General features: G+C 63.1%; 16 protein-coding genes and 1 tRNA gene. 4 read left to right on the forward strand and 13 right to left on the reverse strand.

The window, feature by feature from the left end; all coding sequences use genetic code 11:
* Positions 1-177: 177 nt before the first annotated feature.
* The 9 genes from minE to GCT19_RS00895 form a co-directional block, all read right to left on the reverse strand.
* A complete protein-coding gene (minE, locus tag GCT19_RS00855; protein WP_008922443.1) occupies positions 178-432 on the reverse strand; it encodes a cell division topological specificity factor MinE in 255 nt (84 codons plus the stop codon).
* Between the two features lie 14 nt (positions 433-446).
* Positions 447-1,262 (reverse strand): septum site-determining protein MinD, encoded by an 816-nt coding sequence (gene minD, locus GCT19_RS00860; RefSeq protein ID WP_013088749.1) that lies wholly within the window; start codon positions 1,260-1,262, stop codon positions 447-449.
* 105 nt (positions 1,263-1,367) lie between these two features.
* Positions 1,368-2,201, reverse strand: coding sequence for a septum site-determining protein MinC (gene minC, locus GCT19_RS00865; RefSeq protein WP_018431661.1), 834 nt, complete (start codon positions 2,199-2,201; stop codon positions 1,368-1,370).
* 210 nt (positions 2,202-2,411) lie between these two features.
* Positions 2,412-2,945, reverse strand: coding sequence for a GNAT family N-acetyltransferase (locus GCT19_RS00870; RefSeq protein WP_026227959.1), 534 nt, complete (start codon positions 2,943-2,945; stop codon positions 2,412-2,414).
* A gap of 92 nt (positions 2,946-3,037) precedes the next feature.
* Positions 3,038-3,823, reverse strand: coding sequence for a type I methionyl aminopeptidase (gene map / locus GCT19_RS00875; protein ID WP_013088746.1), 786 nt, complete (start codon positions 3,821-3,823; stop codon positions 3,038-3,040).
* A gap of 534 nt (positions 3,824-4,357) precedes the next feature.
* A complete protein-coding gene (locus GCT19_RS00880) occupies positions 4,358-5,953 on the reverse strand; it encodes a hypothetical protein (protein WP_026227961.1) in 1,596 nt (531 codons plus the stop codon).
* 740 nt (positions 5,954-6,693) lie between these two features.
* Positions 6,694-6,784, reverse strand: a tRNA-Ser gene (locus tag GCT19_RS00885).
* Between the two features lie 199 nt (positions 6,785-6,983).
* Entirely contained in the window at positions 6,984-8,279 is a 1,296-nt protein-coding gene (gene serS / locus GCT19_RS00890) for a serine--tRNA ligase (protein WP_152850777.1), read from the reverse strand.
* Between the two features lie 64 nt (positions 8,280-8,343).
* A complete protein-coding gene (locus GCT19_RS00895) occupies positions 8,344-9,657 on the reverse strand; it encodes a replication-associated recombination protein A (RefSeq protein WP_018431667.1) in 1,314 nt (437 codons plus the stop codon).
* Positions 9,658-9,883: 226 nt separating this feature from the next.
* Here GCT19_RS00895 and cytX point away from each other — a divergent pair, with 226 nt between their 5' ends.
* Positions 9,884-11,200 carry a putative hydroxymethylpyrimidine transporter CytX gene (gene cytX / locus GCT19_RS00900; protein WP_152850778.1) on the forward strand — a complete coding sequence of 439 codons (1,317 nt, stop codon included), beginning with the start codon at positions 9,884-9,886 and terminating at the stop codon, positions 11,198-11,200.
* Between the two features lie 121 nt (positions 11,201-11,321).
* Here cytX and GCT19_RS00905 read toward each other — a convergent pair whose 3' ends face one another.
* The 4 genes from GCT19_RS00905 to GCT19_RS00920 all read right to left on the reverse strand — a co-directional run bounded on the left by GCT19_RS00905 (position 11,322) and on the right by GCT19_RS00920 (position 15,472).
* Positions 11,322-11,495: a hypothetical protein gene (locus GCT19_RS00905; RefSeq protein ID WP_227749162.1), complete on the reverse strand. Its 174-nt coding sequence runs from the start codon at positions 11,493-11,495 to the stop codon at positions 11,322-11,324.
* A 220-nt stretch (positions 11,496-11,715) separates the two neighbouring features.
* Positions 11,716-11,946 (reverse strand): hypothetical protein, encoded by a 231-nt coding sequence (locus tag GCT19_RS00910; protein WP_152850780.1) that lies wholly within the window; start codon positions 11,944-11,946, stop codon positions 11,716-11,718.
* A 340-nt stretch (positions 11,947-12,286) separates the two neighbouring features.
* A complete protein-coding gene (gene lolA / locus GCT19_RS00915) occupies positions 12,287-13,018 on the reverse strand; it encodes an outer membrane lipoprotein chaperone LolA (RefSeq protein WP_152850781.1) in 732 nt (243 codons plus the stop codon).
* 144 nt (positions 13,019-13,162) lie between these two features.
* Positions 13,163-15,472: a DNA translocase FtsK gene (locus GCT19_RS00920; RefSeq protein ID WP_193727358.1), complete on the reverse strand. Its 2,310-nt coding sequence runs from the start codon at positions 15,470-15,472 to the stop codon at positions 13,163-13,165.
* A 391-nt stretch (positions 15,473-15,863) separates the two neighbouring features.
* On the opposite strand from GCT19_RS00920, the gene trxB reads away from it, so the two are divergent.
* The 3 genes from trxB to GCT19_RS00935 all read left to right on the forward strand — a co-directional run bounded on the left by trxB (position 15,864) and on the right by GCT19_RS00935 (position 18,592).
* On the forward strand, positions 15,864-16,865 hold the full coding sequence (gene trxB / locus GCT19_RS00925; RefSeq protein ID WP_026227962.1) for a thioredoxin-disulfide reductase: 1,002 nt from the start codon (positions 15,864-15,866) through the stop codon (positions 16,863-16,865).
* Positions 16,866-17,050: 185 nt separating this feature from the next.
* Positions 17,051-17,818, forward strand: a complete 768-nt coding sequence (locus GCT19_RS00930) for a Smr/MutS family protein (protein ID WP_152850783.1) — start codon at positions 17,051-17,053, stop codon at positions 17,816-17,818.
* Positions 17,819-17,932: 114 nt separating this feature from the next.
* Complete coding sequence (locus GCT19_RS00935; protein ID WP_013088735.1) at positions 17,933-18,592, forward strand: glutathione S-transferase family protein; 660 nt, start codon at positions 17,933-17,935, stop codon at positions 18,590-18,592.
* Positions 18,593-18,621: the final 29 nt, after the last annotated feature.

Here is an 18,621-nt window from a genome sequence, read left to right on the forward strand (position 1 = left end):
CGTTGATCTGCACGATCAAAGGCGCGCCATTGGCACGCCCGCCGTGGAGGCGCGAAGAGGCGGCTTCACAGAGAAGCCAGAGGAACAGCCGAACGCCGCACGGCATCGCGTCGAACCAACACGACGCAATGCGACGTCCTGCACATGATGCGAGATGGACCGCGGTCCATCCGAAGCTCAGGCCTGCGGTATTTCGATCTTGACTTCGAGCACCTCGAGATCGTCCTGACGCTCGAGACTCACGCGAATGTCGTCATCGGAAATCTTCACGTACTTCGAGATCACGGCCACCAGTTCGCGTTGCAACGCAGGCAGATAATCGGCGGGTGCATGACCGCCGGCGCGCTCGTGCGCGATGATCAACTGCAGGCGTTCCTTCGCTACCGACGCGGACTTCTTTTTCTCGCCCAGCAAAAACGAAAGAATCGACATTACGTGCGCTCCCCTTACTTGGTGCCGAAGAGGCGCTGCAGCAGCCCGGGCTTCTGGTAATCGACAAAGCGAAGCGATTTCTGCTCGCCGAGGAAACGCGACACGACGTCCTTATAGGCTTCGGCCACATCGGTGCCGTCCAGATGCACGGCCGGCAGACCCTGGTTCGACGCGTGCAGCACCGCTTCCGATTCCGGAATCACGCCGATCAGATCGATGCGCAGAATTTCCTGAATGTCGGTCAGCGACAGCATTTCGCCTTCGCTGACACGCTTCGGGTTGTAGCGGGTAATCAGCAGATGCTCCTTGATCGGCTCCTTGCCTTCGATCGCACGCTTGGTCTTCGACGACAGGATGCCGAGAATGCGGTCGGAGTCGCGCACCGACGACACTTCCGGGTTCGTCACGATCAGCGCTTCGTCGGCGAAGTGCATCGCAAGCAGCGCGCCCGACTCGATACCGGCCGGCGAATCGCAAACGATGTATTCGAAGTCCATCGCGATCAGATCGTTGATGACCTTTTCGACGCCTTCCATCGTCAGCGCGTCCTTATCGCGCGTCTGCGATGCCGGCAGGATGAACAGGTTTTCGCACTTCTTGTCTTTGATCAGCGCCTGGTTCAGATTCGCTTCGCCTTGAATCACGTTGATCAGGTCATACACGACGCGGCGCTCGCAGCCCATGATGAGGTCGAGGTTGCGCAGGCCGACGTCGAAGTCGATCACGGCGGTCTTGCTGCCGCGCAACGCGAGGGCCGACGCAAAGCTCGCGCTCGTGGTCGTCTTGCCCACGCCACCCTTGCCCGAAGTCACCACAATGATTTTTGCCATTACCCTTACCTTGTGTTCGTCAAATGCGTCAATTGGTGCGCGGCGCGCGTCGCCCTGAAACGCCGCATGCCGAAATCGCTCGGGCAGCGCGCGTTTCTCGGCGCTTTACGTGAGCCGCAGCGGTTCGATCATCAGTTTTTCGTCTTCGAGCCAGATCTGCACCGGCTTGCCGAGCACGTCGGCCGGCAGCGGGTTCTCGGTCGTTCGATAGATACCCGCGATCGAGATCAGTTCCGGTTCGAGACACGTACAGAAGATGCGCGCGTCGTGATTGCCCTGCACGCCGGCCAATGCCCGGCCGCGCAGCGGCGCGTAAATATGGATGTTGCCTTCCGCGATCACCTCGGCGCCATAGCTGACGAGACCGAGCACGACCAGATCGCCTTTCGCGTAGATGCGCTGGCCGGAGCGCAGCGGCTTGTCGACCACCATCGTTTGCGGCGACGTGGCGAGGCGCACCGGCTCGGCCGCGGACGTGGGCTCGCCGGCGGCGGCAGCGGTGCTGGCGGTTGCGGATGCGGTGCTGGTGGCAGTGCTCGTAACGGCGCCTGCCTCGGTGCCTGATGCCGTGCTTGCCGCGCTGGACGTGTTGTCCTCATCGGCCTGCCTGGCCGGCGCGCCGCGTCGGTCGCGCGCTTCGAGCAGCGGCAATCCCGACTCCGTCGCCCACTGCTGCTCCGCATTCGCGACCACGCCGACCGGACGCATGCGCACGCTGTCGAGCAGTTGCGCGATGTCGGCGAGCGGCACGCGTTCGTTGTCGGCGAGGCGCCGCACGTCGATCGCGACGACGTCGTTAGCGAAGAATTCGGGGGTCGCCTCGAAGCGTCGCGTCAGCTCTGCACGCATCGCATCGAGGTCGGTCGTTTTGACCACGAACATCAGCGTGTCGACAGAGCCGCTGCGCAGTTCGAAAAAGGGCGATTTCTTGGGCGACATAGCGTTCGGCAAAAAATTTTGCGTATTTTACAGGCGTACGTGCGCGCGGCCACTATTTTTCCCGGGAGAATCAGTGCTCGCACGCGTGGGCGCAACGCGTGTCGTCGATGCAATCGACGCGCGACGGTGCGAAAGAAATGCTGGCGGGAAAAAGACCGTGATGAACGGACGGCGAAGACGAGCGGCGCGCGCGACGCGCCGCCTGGGTGATCACTGTTGAAGCACTTGCGAAGTGGTCGGCACGTGCCGCACCAGCAGACTTTCGACCTGCTCCGGCGCGCGCTCGACGCGCCGGTGCTCGCCGGTCGGGCCGAAGCCGAGCGCCTCGTAGAAGCGCATCGCGTTGCGGTTCGTGTCGGCGACCCACGCGTAGATTTCCGTGGCGCCCGCATTCGCGAGCCAGCTGCTCGCGGTGTCGACGAGCAGTTCGCCGCCGCGCAGATGACGCACGGCCGGCGCCACCCACAATTCGCAGACGAACGCGCGGCGCGCCGCGGTATCGTCGAAATGCGCCTCGACGAGGCCGGCCGGATGGCCCTCGGTGTAGAGCAGGAACGTGCCGACGGACTGCGAAACCGCGTGATTCGCCGCAGTCGCGTCGAAACTGGCGGCATCGGCCGACAACGCATCCTCGAGCGTCGCGCCGAAGGCATATGGCGCCTCCCGCAGCGAGGCGGTGCGGAGTTCGCGAAATACGGCGCCCTGATCAGCAGTGATGCGGCGAACGGTCAATGACGGACTCATGCAGACGAATACCCCTGGAAACCCTAACGCGTAGCTTTAACCGAACCGGCCGGCGAGTCAAATTTATTATTGACCAGAATATGCGATCCCGCTCACGGCGCGTCGTAGTTGCCCGTGCCGTCCGGCCACGGCGTCAGTAGTTCATAACCGTCGTCGGTCACGGCGACCATGTGTTCCCATTGCGCCGACAGCGAGCGGTCCTTCGTGATCACGGTCCAGCCGTCGCGCTGCACCGACGTGCCGGCGCGGCCCGCGTTGATCATCGGCTCGATCGTGAAGACCATGCCCGGCTTCAGGCGCACGCCCTGCCCCGGCTGGCCGTAGTGCAGCACCTGCGGGTCCTCGTGATAGACCTTGCCGATGCCGTGCCCGCAGTAGTCGCGCACGATCGAGAAACCCTCGCGCTGCGCGACCTTCTGGATCGCGTGGCCGACGTCGCCCAGCGTCGCGCCCGGCTTCACCTCGCGGATGCCGGCCACCATCGCCTCGTAGGTCGTGTCGATCAGCGCACGCGCGACCGTGCTCGGCTGGCCGACGCAGTACATGCGGCTGGTGTCGCCAAAATAACCGTCCTTGATGATCGCGACGTCGATGTTGATGATGTCGCCGTCCTTCAGGATCTCGCCGCGATTCGGAATGCCGTGACACACGACATGGTTGACCGACGTGCAGACTGTCTTCGGAAAGCCCAGATAGCCTACGTTGGCCGGAATCGCCTTCTGCGTGTGGACGATGTAGTCGTTGCACAGCGCGTCGAGGTCGTCGGTGGAGACGCCTGCCTTGACGTGCTCGCCGATCATTGCCAGCACATCGGCCGCGAGGCGGCCAGCAATGCGCAGCTTCGCGATATCGTCGGGAGTCTTGTAGGTAATGGCCATGAATTCAGTCGATGTGAGTCGCGGGTCAAACGCGAGATGACCCGCCGCGCCCGAAAGCCCGGCGGCCCGCAACCGCCGCTCGATGGGCGATTTCGGGCAATTGTACAGAGGATCGCGGAGGGACTCGGAGCAAACCGGCTGAAGAGATGCTCGGAAGGCGGCGGCGCTGGCGGGGCACGCGCCCGAATCAGGGTGACCCGTTCGTGCGTGGTGGGCTCGCCCGGCCTGCGCGTTCACATGGAGTTGCGCAGATAAGGCTCGAACCTTCCTCGAGCCATGCAACGCCATGCCGACCCAGAGCCGGAACGCGCGAATGAATGCTTTCTCCGACGCATGATCGACGCTCTGCGGCGCTCGTCGAGGAAAGCGCGGCGGCGGGCGCGTCACTCGCGGATCAGGCCCGGGCGTTGACGGAGGTGATGAAGGGGTTGCGGATGGCATGAGGCGCCCACCCCCTCGCCTCGATACGCTGAGGCAAGGGTTCGGGCGCGATTCTTATCGACGCTCAGGGCTGCTTGCGTCGATATCTGCGGCTTAGTTGTCGGGATGCGCCGCCGTGAAGCTTTGGAACGCACTGTACGCCGGATTCAACGGCGTGCCGTTTTTCATGATGCCGAACGTCTGGTCGCCGCTGTCGAGCACGTAGTACATGACGCCCTGGATATTGTGCGTCTTGCGATTCTGATAGTACTCGCCGAGCCTCGTCGTGATGTAGTTCCCACGATAGGTCTCGTTTTGTTCCGGTCCGGTGTTCCACTCGGTGATGAGGAACGGCACGCCGTAACGGGCCTTGCAATAGATCGGCAGATCGAAGCCCGGTTGGGCGCCGTCCGCACCGAGGGAGAACACGTCGCCATACACCTCGTAGTTGTGCCACGTGGTGATGTCCCAGCGCACGGTCGGGTGGCCGCCGCTGCCATCGGGCTGCATACCGTCCCACAGCGCGTCCGCTGCGCCGATATCGTTCACACAGAAGTTGATGCCGCATTTCGCGTTGGACTGGACCGACTTCACACCGTCGATCATGCCGCGCATCACGCCGCGCATCACCGGCCAGTTCGTGTTGTTGAAGTCCGACGCCTTCGTGCCCGCATAGGTGAAGTTCATCACGGTGGCGTTAGTGCGCGTCAGCTCGTTGCCGCATTCGTAAATGGTCACGCCATACGGCTTCAGTGCGTTCGCGATGCCTTGGGCGACCGAATAACCCTGGTTGTAAGCGGCACTCTCGTTGGCGAACAGGTTGCCATTGGAGTCGTAGACGCCCTGATTGATCAGCACGATCAACGTCATGCCCGCCGACTGGAAAGCCTGCGCAAGCCCGATCAGTGCGTTCAGCTGGGTCGAAGTGTTGGTGCAGCCCACGCGATAGCTGGTGCAGCCCATGCCCTTCAGGATCGACACGACCTGTTGAGGCGTGTAGTTGTAGTCGAAGTGGCCGTTCATGCCGTAGAACATGCCCGCGGCCGGTTCGATCGCGATGCGTGGATCGTTACATGCCAGCCAATGACCGGCGCTGTCGTTGTTCACGTAGAACTGGCCACCCGTGCCGCAATGCCAGATCTTGCCGCCGTACCACAACAGCAGCGAGACGTTGTACGTGTTGCCTACGGTCGCCCCATTGCAGTAAATAACACCGTTGGTCACCGTCCAGACGTTGTTGGACTTGTCGATGATGTACGACGAACCGGGGATCGTGGTGCCATCAGCCGAGGTGCCGCCGAGGCGCGGGTCGAGGCTACCCTTCCAGCCCGAGCCCGTCCATTGATAGAACTGACCACCCGTGCCCTCGTGATAGATCACGCCGGCGTAAAACAGGATCATCTGCACGTTGTAGGTGTTGCCTGCCGCCGAACCGTTGCGGTAGACCGAGCCACCGACACCTCCGGACAGCGTCCAGACGTTGCCGGAGTTGTCCGTGATGGACGAGGCGGGCGGAATGGAGGCACTGTTCGGATCGCTCGTCTTCGCGACGGCCGTTTTGGAAGCCGCGGTACCTGAAGCGCCGGTTGCACCGGCAGCAGCGGCAGCCTTGTCGTCCGTGGTGCCGGAGCCGCCACCACCACATGCGGCCAAAAGATAACTTGCGCTCAGGGCCGTCAGGCCCCCAATGAATTGACGTCGTTTTATCATCGCGGAGTAATTCCAAATGTCGGGAAAATTCCCGATAAAAAGACCAAAGGTGAATTCGCTGTGATTCGGACGGACAATGCATAAGGATTCGATGCAAATGAATTTGCATTCCTTAAAAACATTTGTCCCGAGGGTGCTTGGAACGCACGTCTGTGATGTCCGATTGAACCGATGCGCGCGAAGAGGCTCCTCGCGGTGGTCCAGATTGACAATGCTGGTGCGCGTCAGTCCGCAAACGTTTGCCTTGCGAACCTTTTACCGATTACTGCGACAGCTGTTGTTGGTAGGAAAAATCTTCCCGTAAAAGCTGCTGACGGCGTAAATCGTACCCTGAACGAATGACCGAGCCCAGCCAAAAATCGTATTTATTTGTAAAAAAAGGCAGTTCTTGCGGATATCTGTGGGGTCGGCGTAGATTCGCACTTTAAGAAGTCGATCGGGGGGCGGGTTGCCCGCGAATTTTCTTACTTCGACCCCTTATAGCATGCAACAGCCATCTGCCTAATATGTCCGGCATATCAATTTGGGGGACAGTGACGCACGTATCGTTAAAGGTATTTGTATGGAAATGGAAACGAAAAAGACCACGAGCAACCGATAGCTCATGTACAAAAAACCGGAACAATGAATTTCGCCAATAGAAAGGATGCTTGAACTATTTCGGATTGCCTTGGCAAAACAATTCGAAAACCCAAAACAAAAACCCCTTGATCTCGGTGAAATCAAGGGGCTTCAGAATTTGGCGGAAAGGGTGGGATTCGAACCCACGGTACGGGGAAACCGTACGCCTGATTTCGAGTCAGGTACATTCGACCACTCTGCCACCTTTCCGGGTATTCCAACACGCTGCTGCTTCGTCGGATCCAAGCGGGTCGTTGCTTGGGAGAAAAAGATTATAAAACAGCTCGAATCGGTTTTCCAAGCCCCTCGACGAAAAAACTTCTAAATTTTTTCGAAAGACCTGGCTGCCGGCAGCGGCACCGTCAAACACGCGACGATACCGCGCCTACGCACATGCCAGCGACACTCATCAAGCAGCCGGCACCTCCAGCCGCTCGACGCCGCCGAGGTAAGGCCGCAGTGCCGTGGGCACGGTCACCGAACCATCGGCGTTCTGGAAGTTCTCGAGCACCGCGACGAGCGTGCGACCCACCGCGAGACCCGACCCGTTCAGCGTATGCACGAGCTCAGGCTTGCCCTGCGCGTTGCGGAAACGCGCCTGCATGCGTCGCGCCTGGAACGACTCGGTATTCGAGCAGCTCGAAATCTCGCGATACGTGTTCTGCGCGGGCAGCCACACTTCGAGGTCGTAGGTCTTCGCTGCGGAGAAGCCCATGTCGCCGGTGCACAGTGTGATCACGCGATACGGCAGTTCGAGCTTCTGCAGAATCGCCTCGGCATGGCCGACCATCTGCTCGAGCGCGTCGTACGATGCATCAGGCGCGACCACCTGCACCATCTCGACCTTGTCGAACTGATGCTGGCGAATCATGCCGCGCGTGTCGCGGCCGTACGAGCCCGCCTCCGAGCGGAAGCACGGCGAGTGCGCGGTCAGCTTGATCGGCAACGCGTCCGCATCGACGATGCTCTCACGCACCGTGTTGGTCAGCGAAATTTCCGAGGTCGAGATCAGGTACTGCGTGACCGTGCTTTCACCACTGCCCTTCTCGACGCGGAACATATCGTCGGCGAACTTCGGCAGCTGGCCGGTGCCGTACAGGATGTCCGGATTCACGATGTACGGCGTGTAGATCTCGGTATAGCCATGCTGCTGCGTGTGCGTATCGATCATGAACTGCGCGAGCGCGCGATGCAGCCGCGCAATCTGGCCGCGCAGCATCGTGAAGCGCGCGCCCGACAGCTTCGCGCCAGTCTCGAAGTCGAGGCCGAGCGGCGTGCCGACGTCGACGTGATCCTTGACCTCGAAGTCGAACTGTCGTGGCGTGCCCCAGCGACGCACTTCGACGTTATGGGTTTCGTCGTTGCCGACCGGCACGCTTTCGTGCGCGAGGTTCGGCACGCCGAGCAGCAGATCCGACAGACGCGTCTGGATGTCTTCGAGCTTGACCGCCGACGCTTTCATCTCGTCGCCGATGCCGCTCACTTCGGCCATCACCGCCGACGTGTCTTCGCCACGCCCTTTCATCGCGCCGATCTGCTTCGACAGGCTGTTGCGGCGCGCCTGCAGTTCTTCGGTACGGGTCTGGGTATCGCGGCGTTCCGCTTCGAGCGCGGTGAACGCCGCGACGTCGAGGGTATAGCCGCGGTCGGCGAGGCGCTTGGCGACGCCGTCGAGGTCTTTGCGCAGCAACTGGATGTCGAGCATGGGATGGGACGGATGTTCGTTGTATGAAAACGCGATTTTAGCGCACCGGCACAGGCGAAACGCCTCAAGCCTTCTTCGGCTTGTTCTCGGCGCGCCATCGCGCATCGAGCTCGCCGAGGCGCGCGAGCTTTTCGCCGATCTTGCCTTCGAGACCACGCGGCGTCGGCTCGTACCAATGCGGCTCGCGCATGCCGTCCGGCAGATAGGTCTCGCCGGCCGCGTACGCATCGGGCTCGTCGTGCGCGTAGCGGTAGTCGTGGCCGTAGCCGAGTTCCTTCATCAGCTTCGTCGGCGCGTTGCGCAGATGCACCGGCACCGCGCGCGACTGGTCCTTGCCGACGAAGCGCCGCGCCTCGTTGTACGCGTTGTATCCGGCATTCGATTTCGGCGCGACCGCCAGATAGATGATCGCCTGCGCGAGCGCGAGCTCGCCTTCGGGCGAGCCGAGACGCTCGTAGGTTTCGGCGGCGTCGAGCGTGATGCGCGCGGCGCGCGGGTCCGCGAGGCCGATGTCTTCCCACGCCATGCGCACGATGCGACGCGCCAGATAGCGCGGGTCCGCGCCGCCGTCGAGCATGCGGCAGAACCAGTACAGCGCGCCGTCCGGGTTGCTACCGCGCACCGATTTATGCAGCGCGCTGATCTGGTCGTAGAACGCGTCGCCGCCCTTGTCGAAGCGGCGCAGATTTTCCGCGAGCGCGCTGCCCAATAACGCGCCATCGATTTCAGTGGTCTTCTGCCGGGCGGCCGCGCGCGCGACGATCTCGAGGTTGTTCAACAGCTTGCGGCCGTCGCCGTCGGCAGAGCCGATCAGCGCGGTGCGTGCTTCGTCGGTGAACGTGAGGCCGCCGAGCTCCTTCTGCGCGCGCTCGAGCAGCTCGCGCTGTTCGTCGTCGGTCAGGCTCTTCAGCACGTAGACAGCGGCGCGCGACAGCAACGCGCTATTGACCTCGAACGACGGATTCTCGGTCGTCGCGCCGACGAACACGAACAGGCCCGACTCGACGTGCGGCAAGAACGCGTCTTGCTGGCTCTTGTTGAAGCGATGCACTTCGTCGACGAACACCAGCGTCTGATGGCCGTTCGCGCGATGGATCTGCGCGGTCTCGACCGCCTCGCGGATATCCTTCACACCCGACAGCACCGCGGACAACGCGATGAACTGCGCGTCGAACGCATCGGCCATCAGCCGCGCGAGCGTGGTCTTGCCGACCCCCGGCGGGCCCCACAGGATCATCGAATGGGCCTCGCCCGATTCGAACGCGACCCTGAGCGGCTTGTTCGGACCGAGCAGATGCGACTGGCCGATCACTTCGTCGATATTGCGTGGCCGCAGGCGTTCGGCGAGCGGAACATTGGCACGGGTTTCTTCAAACATGACGTTTTGGGGATAATCTCGGCTTTCCGGGTACGCGCCGCTTCGGAGCGGCGCCGCGCGGCACAAGCGCAAAGCCCGCGCACGGCCGCAAGCAGAGGCAACAACGCGGGCAACGTCCTGCATTATGACAGTGACGGCGGCGGCGCGATGGCCGACCCGGCGCGCCGGCGGCGCAAATATTCACAGCAAAGAGCTTCACCGCACCACCAGGAGGAACACACATCAGATGGCTCAAGATACTGTCGCCGGCGAAGCCGGCTCTACCTACGCGCCGCTCACGCCGGTGCCCGACGCGCGCCGCGCGTTCCGTACCGGCGACGCGTTCGCGCTGTGGTTCTCGCTCGGCATCGGCCTGCTGGTCGCCCAGGCGGGCGCATTGCTCGTGCCGGGCTTGTCGCTGCCGCACGCGCTCGTCGCGATCGTGCTCGGCAGCGTGATCGGCGTCGTGCTGCTCGCGCTCGCGGGCGTGATCGGCACCGACACTGGGCTCGCGGCGATGTCGTCGCTGCGTCCGACGCTCGGCGTGCGCGGCGCGTCGGTGCCGGCCGTGCTGAACATGGTGCAACTGGTCGGCTGGGGCTCGTTCGAGGTGATCGTGATGCGCGATTCCGCCGATGCGCTCGCGAAACAGGCGTTCGGCCTGTCGATGCCGCTCGTGTGGACCGTGATCTTCGGCCTGCTCGCAACCTTGCTTGCGATCAGCGGCCCGCTGTCGTTCGTGCGGCGCTTTTTGCGCAAGTGGGGGATCTGGCTGCTGCTCGCGGGCGCCGCGTGGCTCACGTGGAACCTGCTCGCGCGCCACAATCTTGCCGACCTGATGCAGCGTCCCGGCACCGGCGACATGTCGTTCGGCGGTGCGGTCGACCTCGTGGTCGCGATGCCGCTGTCGTGGCTGCCGCTGATCGCCGACTACACGCGCTTCGGCCGCCGTGCTGGCGAGACGTTCCGCGGCACGCTGTACGGCTATGGCATCGCGAACATCTGGTTCTATGCGCTCGGCGCGGTCTATGGCCTCGCGGCCGGCGGCGGCGACGCATTGCTGACCGGCGCGCTCGCGCAAGCGGGCGGCGGATTCGCGCTGCTGCTGATCCTGATCGACGAAATCGACAATGCGTTCGCCGATATTCACTCGGCTGCGGTATCGACCGGCACGTTCTGGACGCGCGCCAGCGTGCCGTTGCTGTCGGCCGCGTTCGGCGCGCTCTGCACGCTGATCGCGCTGCTCGTGCCGATGGCGAAGTACCAAAACTTCCTGCTGTTGATCGGCTCGGTATTCGCGCCGCTGTTCGGCGTCGTGCTGATGGATCACTTCGTCGTGCGCAAGCGTCGCATCGATGCCGCTGTGCTCGCCGATGTGCGCGGCCGCTACGGCTTTTCGGGCGGCTGGCACCTGAGCGCGTTCGTCGCGTGGGCGATCGGCATCGCCTCGTACCAGGTGATCAATCAATGGTTGCCGAATCTCGGCGCGACACTGCCGTCGCTCGCGATCGGCGCGGTGTGCTACTACGTGTTCGTATCGACGCGAAAGACCGCGTATGCGTGAGCGCGTCAGTTCGAGCGCGTTGCATTAGACGCGGCTGCCAGAAAATAAAAAAGACCTGCAATGCAATTGCAGGTCTTTTTTTTATGACCTCGAAACCGCCAGCCGCGGTTCGCGCCGCCGGCTATTTTTTCGCGGCTTTGCGCCGACGCGATTCGACCTTTCGACACAGGTCCGTGAGCAGCCAACGGGCGACGGTCTCGGGCCGGTTCGGTGCGTACGACGCGAATTTGCTCTCGTTCGCGAAATGGACGATGACGGTGCCCGTCATCACGCGATAAGTTCCGGCATAGTTCACGCCGCCCACTTCCACGCTGAGTGCGTGCGTAGTTTCATATTCCGCGAAAGTCAAAGTAAGAGCGATATCTCAAAAACGAGACATTATCGCTACGATTTTTCGGAAGTCCAAAAAGATATGCAATTCGTTGCATATTGAAATATTACCGACAGGTAATCATTGCGGTTTTTTGCGCGGCACCAAAATAATGTGCACGTTATATGCAGGAAAATTCTCCGGTCTATTGCCGCTCAAAGGAAACCGCCTGCGCATCGGAGAAACGTTCGAGCGCGCGATTGCCTTCCCGATGGGCTTCGGCCTCATCGAGAAAGGTTGTTTCGCTATATGCAACGACCTTGAAACCACTTCCGGCCGACCGCGGAACCGTGATTCCCCAATGCCATCCGCCCTCCTGTTCGAATACATGGAGGGACGGGGCCAAGCATAACTCGTGTGAAGAAGACAATCTCATGACATGCCTCACCTTTCCAGACATTCGAAGCGACAACCAGCTTCGACCAGTTTAGGCGTTATTTTGTTGCGTCGCAGCAAAAAATTGTTAGAGACTGCGCGCCCAATCCTGGAATGATCGGAGGCGCTAACTCGAGCCCATCTGCGATGCCGGTCTTTACAGTCTCGCACTAAATCATTACGTCTGCCGGTACGACGAAATGAATTTCATCGCGGCGCAGAGCGCGCATCATAAGCAATCCACGCGCCGCATGCCCGCGCGAAATAAAAAAGCCGCGCTCGACAAGCGCGGCTTCGCCGGCGTTTGCGAAGGCGCCGCGCGTCGGCGCCCATCGCGTGGATTATCCGTTGATCACATCCGCGCCCTTCGGCACCGTGAACTTGAATGCATCGGACGGCAGCTGCGGATTTTTCTGGATGTTCGAGAACGTCAGCAGCGTGACATTACCGAACACGTCGTGCAATTCCATCGCTTCGAGATTGCCGTCCTTGAAACCGATGCCAACCCGCTCGAACTGCGTGTCCTTCGCTTTCGGCGTCAGTTCGAGCCAGTCGATGCCGGCCTTCACGCCCGCGTCGCGCAGCGTGAAATTCTTGTCCAGGTCGTTGCTGCCGAACAGAATTGCCGCCGGACTCGCGCCGAGCGCGTTGCCGAGCGCGCGCACTGTCACCTGGTTCAGATCCTTGTCATAGACGAAGAGCTTGTCGCCGTCCGCCTGCAGCAATTGCGAGTAGGGCTTCTCGTATTGCCAGATGAACTTGCCGGGCCGCGCGAACATGAAGGTGCCGCTCGACGTGGTCGGCTTGGCCGGGTTCGCGGTGGACAGCGCACCGCTCGCGCCCTGCGCCTTGCTCGGCGCGCGCACCTCCTGCTGCACGAAGGTTCCGCGCGCCGAATGGACCTGCGAGACGAATGCCTTCAGTTGCTCGGTGCCGCTCGCGAACGCGTGCGACGCAACGAGCAGCGACGCACCGATCCCGACACTGCCAGCGGCGCGCGCGATCCTGCGGGCGAGTCCGCCGAGGCCAACCGCTCGACGCTTTCGGGCGTCCTGCTGCGCGATTGCTTGCATAGGTTTTTCTCCCTTGATTGAATTCGGTGATGGGCCGGGCCGATCCACTCGCAGAACATAAAGTGATTGGCGCGACGTCGAGCCATAACGGTGCGCACACCACGGTGCGCGCGGCGGCGCACGCAATGGCCGCAAGCGGCGACGCTATTCCGCTTCGCGCGCCGGCGCCAGAATCTCGCGATTGCCGTTCGACGACATCGCCGACACCACGCCCGAATTCTCCATCTGTTCGAGCAGACGCGCCGCCCGGTTGTAGCCGATGCGCAGGTGCCGCTGCACCAGTGAAATCGACGCGCGACGATTCTTCAGCACGACGTCGACTGCCTGATCGTATAACGGGTCCGACTCGCCTTCGGAGGACGCGGTTCCCGCCGAGCCTTCGTCGCCCTCGCCGCTCACGCCGCCTTCGAGAATGCCCTCGATATAGTTCGGCTCGCCCTGCTCCTTGAGCTTGTCGACGACGCGATGCACTTCTTCATCCGACACGAACGCGCCGTGCACACGCACCGGCAAACCCGTGCCCGGCGGCAGATACAGCATGTCGCCCATGCCGAGCAGCGACTCGGCGCCCTGCTGATCGAGAATCGTGCGCGAGTCGATTTTCGACGACACCTGGAACGCCATCCGGGTCGGCACGTTGGCCTTGATCAGGCCGGTGATCACGTCGACCGACGGACGCTGTGTGGCGAGAATCAGATGGATGCCGGCCGCGCGCGCCTTCTGCGCGATCCGCGCGATCAGCTCCTCGACCTTCTTGCCGACGACCATCATCAGGTCGGCCAGTTCGTCGATGACGATCACGATGTTCGGCAAACGCGTCAGCGGTTCCGGATCGTCCGGCGTCAGGCTGAACGGATTCGGCAGCTTCTCTTCGCGCTTGGCCGCTTCGTCGATCTTGTTGTTGTAGCCGGCGAGGTTACGCACGCCGACCTTGCTCATCAGCTTGTAGCGGCGCTCCATTTCGGCGACCGCCCAGTTCAGCGCGTGGCCCGCCTGACGCATGTCGGTGACGACCGGACACAGCAGATGCGGAATGCCTTCGTAGACACTCATTTCGAGCATCTTCGGATCGATCAGGATCATGCGCACCTGCTCGGCGCTCGCCTTGTACAGCAGCGACAGGATCATCGCGTTGATACCGACCGACTTGCCCGAACCGGTCGTGCCGGCGACCAGCAAATGCGGCATCTTCGCGAGATCCGCGCACACCGGCTTACCGCCGATGTCCTTGCCGAGACCCATCGTGAGTGGCGACGCGGCATCCGCATACACGGTCGAGCCGAGAATTTCGGACAGGCTCACGGTCTGACGGCGCTGGTTCGGCAGCTCCAACGCCATGTAGTTCTTGCCCGGAATCGTTTCGACGACGCGGATCGACACGAGCGACAGCGAACGCGCGAGGTCCTTCGCGAGATTGACGATCTGACTGCCCTTCACACCCGTGGCCGGCTCGATTTCATAGCGCGTGACGACGGGCCCCGGATAGGCGGCGACCACGCTGACTTCGACGCCGAAGTCCTTCAGCTTCTTCTCGATCAGGCGCGACGTAAATTCGAGCGTGTCCGCGGAAATGGTTTCCTGCGCGGCGGGCGCGGGGTCGAGCAACGAGATGGGCGGCAGCGTCGAGTCGCCGGGCAGATCGGTGAAGAGCGGCACCTGGCGTTCCTTCTCGACACGCTCCGACTTCGCCGGCGTGGCGAGCGGCGGCACGATCACCACCGGCTCGTGCTCTTCGATGCGCACGCGGCCCTTCTCGACCTTGCCTTCGCGCTTCACGGCGGCCGCTTCGCCGAGCTTGCGATCGAGCCCGGCCTCGCGGCGCAGCTTCGCGAACGTCACCGCGGAAATGATCGATTCGCCGACCTTCTCCGCGACCGACAGCCACGAAAAACGGAAGTACAGCGACAGCCCGATCCCGAGCCCGAGCAGTAGCGCGAGCGTGCCGCCGGTGAAGCCGAGCGCATGCGAGATGCCACGCGCGACAGCCTCGCCGATCACGCCGCCGGGCGCTCGCGGCAACTGCACTCTCAGCGACCACATGCGCAGCGCCTCGAGGCCGTTGCACGACAGCAGCACGAGCATGAACGCGAACGCATCGGCGAGCCAGCTGACGCCGCGCGGCGCGTCGTCGTCCTGCGGATCTTCGTTGCGGGTGATGCGCTTGTAGTTCGCGGAGATGTGGCGGCCGAGCAGCACGATCCACCAGTAGGCGGACAGGCCGAACAGCAGCAGCAGGATGTCTGAGGTCCAGGCGCCGACGCGGCCCGCCCAGTTCGAGATATGGTCGACCTGCGCGGCATGGGTCCAGCTCGGGTCGTGCCTGCTGTAGCTGACGAGGGACATCAGCAGGAACACGCCGAGGGCCACCTGCAGAATCCAGCGGATTTCGGTGAAGAGGCGCGACATGCGGTGCGGCAATGCCTGCGCGCTCGCGGTATAGGGAGCTTTTGCCATTGATCCTGTTGCCTGGGGTAGCCGGTTCAGGCTGAAACTGCCGCCGGGAACGCGGCCCGAGCCTCGCCGCGCGCGGCTTCGGGCCCGATCCCGGCTACCGGAAACTTCGATCCGGGCTATTGTAAACGCTGTGTCCCGCGCGAGGCTGTAAATGACGGTAACTTGGCGGTTTGACCACAGATGCGTGCGCGACGCGCGCTGACTTCGTCGTATCGGGCCCCGTGCTCACAGCGCGCGCGCAAGCCGCCACGCTATCGCGGCGATGAGAAAGCTTGATGGCGCAGCCACGCGCCCCGCCCTTTATAATGCCGGTCTGATACCCATCTACAGTTTCAGTTCAAAAACGCACGGCTACGCAATGGCGAGCCGCGCGCCGTTCAAGGATTCGATCATGCCCGCAACTGCAACGAAACACGCCAAGGTTCTGATTCTCGGTTCCGGCCCCGCCGGCTATACGGCGGCGGTTTACGCGGCGCGCGCCAACCTCGCGCCGGTACTCGTCACCGGCCTCGCGCAAGGCGGCCAGCTGATGACCACGACCGACGTCGAAAACTGGCCCGCCGACGCGAACGGCGTGCAAGGCCCGGAACTGATGGCGCGCTTCCTCGAGCACGCCGAGCGCTTCAACACCGAAATCATCTTCGACCACATCCACACGGCGAAGCTCGATGAGAAGCCGATTCGCCTGATCGGCGATTCGGGCGAATACACGTGCGACTCGCTAATCATCTCGACGGGTGCATCGGCGCAATATCTCGGCCTGCCGTCGGAAGAGGCGTTCATGGGCAAGGGCGTGTCGGCCTGCGCGACCTGCGACGGCTTCTTCTACAAGCAGCAGCACGTCGCCGTGATCGGCGGCGGCAATACGGCCGTCGAAGAGGCGCTGTACCTCGCCGGCATTGCGAAGAAGGTCACCGTGATCCATCGCCGCGACAAGTTCCGCGCCGAGCCGATCCTGATCGACCGTCTGCTCGCGAAGGAGAAGGAAGGCGTCGTCGAGATCAAGTGGAACCATGTGCTCGAAGAAGTGACGGGCGACGATTCCGGCGTGACCGGCCTGCGCATCAAGCACACGCAGACTGGCGAAACCACCGACATCGCGTTGCAGGGCCTGTTCGTCGCGATCGGCCACAAGCCGAACACGGACATCTTCGAAGGTCAGCTCGAAATGAAGAATGGCTACATCATCACGAAGGGCGGCCTGAACGGTTTCGCGACCGCGACGAGCGTGCCGGGTGTGTTCGCCGCCGGCGACGTGCAGGACCATATCTATCGCCAGGCGATCACGAGCGCGGGCACCGGCTGTATGGCCGCGCTCGATGCACAGCGCTATCTCGAGACCATCAACGAGATGGCCGGCGAGCACGCGATGAGCGCCGAAGCGGACCGCTGATGCGCGGTGCGCCGCCATCGCGGCGGCGCGAAGTCGCGGCAACGGGCGCGACAGTAAAATGACGGTGGCGCGCAGCGCAACCGTCATTGGCTCACGAAGGCCGCGGCTGCAATGCCGGCGGCCTTTGTCGTTTCTGCCGCCTCAGTTCCGCACTACCCACCGACCTTTCCGCCTGTATTGCCGACATGCCGAAAAATCAGCCCCATCCGAACGAACCGAAACGTCCGCAAGCCGCCACCCGTCCCGCGCCCGCAACGGCTGCGCCCGCCGTCGCGCCGAAGCTCGATCGCGCGGCCGGGCTTGCCGGCCTCGGTGCGTTGCGTGATGCGTTGAAGGGTGACGCCGAGCGGCGCCAGCGCGAACAGGCGGCCGCGCGAGCGGCGCAGCGCGAAGCGGCCGCCGATGCCGATCTGTTCCGCCGCGAGATCGGCGAAGTCGCGCCGCTCGCGATTCCGCCACGTGCGACGCTCACGCGCAATCCCCCGCCGCCGCTGCCGGTGCAGACGCTGCTCGATGAGGAAGCGGTGCTGCACGAAGCGATCTCCGACGAGTTCGACCCTGAAGTCCTGCTCGAAACCGACGAAACGCTGTCGTATTGCCGCCCCGGCGTGAGCCGCGACGTCGTGCGCAAGCTGCGGCGGGGCGACTGGATCGTGCAGGCGCAGATCGACCTGCACGGCATGCGGCGCGAGGAAGCACGCGAGGCGCTCGCGGAATTCATCCGCGAATCGGTCAAGCGCGGCCTGCGCTGCCTGCGCGTGATTCACGGCAAGGGTTTGGGGTCGATCGGCAAGGAGCCGGTGCTGAAAGGCAAAGTGCGCGCGTGGCTCGTGCAGAAAGCCGAAGTGATCGCGTTCTGTCAGGCGCGCCCGCATGACGGCGGCGCCGGCGCGGTGGTCGTGCTGTTGCAGCCGGGGGCGTTGCCGCCGCATGGGGCAAATGTGAAGGTCTGAGGTCGATTTTTTCGGCCGTCGTTCGTCGTGGGGTAAACGGCCAGCCTGGCCGTCGCGCGGTGGCTCTCGTCGCCACCGTGGATTCGTGCTGTGCAACCTTCAAAGGTGATCGCGATGCCCCTGAAGCTTTATGCCCATCCGTTCTCGTCGTACTGCCAGAAGGCCTTGACCGCGTTGTACGAAAACGGCACGCCGTTCGAGATGCGCGTGCTCGCGTACGACGACCCGCAGATCATGGCCGAATTCGCCGCGCTGTGGCCGATCAAGCGCTTCCCGGTGCTCGTCGACGGCGGGCGCACGGTGGTCGAAGCGACCATCATCATCGAGTACCTGGGCCTGCACTATCCGGGGCCTGTCGCGTTGTTGCCGGCCGACCCGCGCGCCGCGCTCGAGGTGCGCATGTTGGACCGCTTCTTCGACAACTACATTTCGACGCCGCAACAAAAGGTCGTGTTCGATAGCCTGCGTCCCGAGGCCGAGCGCGACGCGCGTGGCGTCGCCGATGCACGCGCGATGCTCGACACCGCTTATGCCTGGCTCAACCGCCACATGGCCGAGCGCGAATGGGCCGCCGGCGACAGCTTCAGCCTCGCCGACTGCGGCGCCGCCCCGTCTCTGTTCTACGCCGACTGGACGCATCCGATCGACCCCGCGTTCGCGCACGTGCGCGCGTACCGGCAGCGGCTGCTCGCGCGGCCGTCGTTCGCCCGCGCGGTCGACGAGGCGCGGCCGTATCGGCCGCTATTCCCGCTGGGCGCGCCGGACCGGGATTGAGCCGCGAGCGGCAGGCTGATTCACGCGAA

The sequence above is a fragment of the Paraburkholderia atlantica genome, from assembly GCF_009362785.1.
GTDB lineage: Bacteria > Pseudomonadota > Gammaproteobacteria > Burkholderiales > Burkholderiaceae > Paraburkholderia > Paraburkholderia atlantica.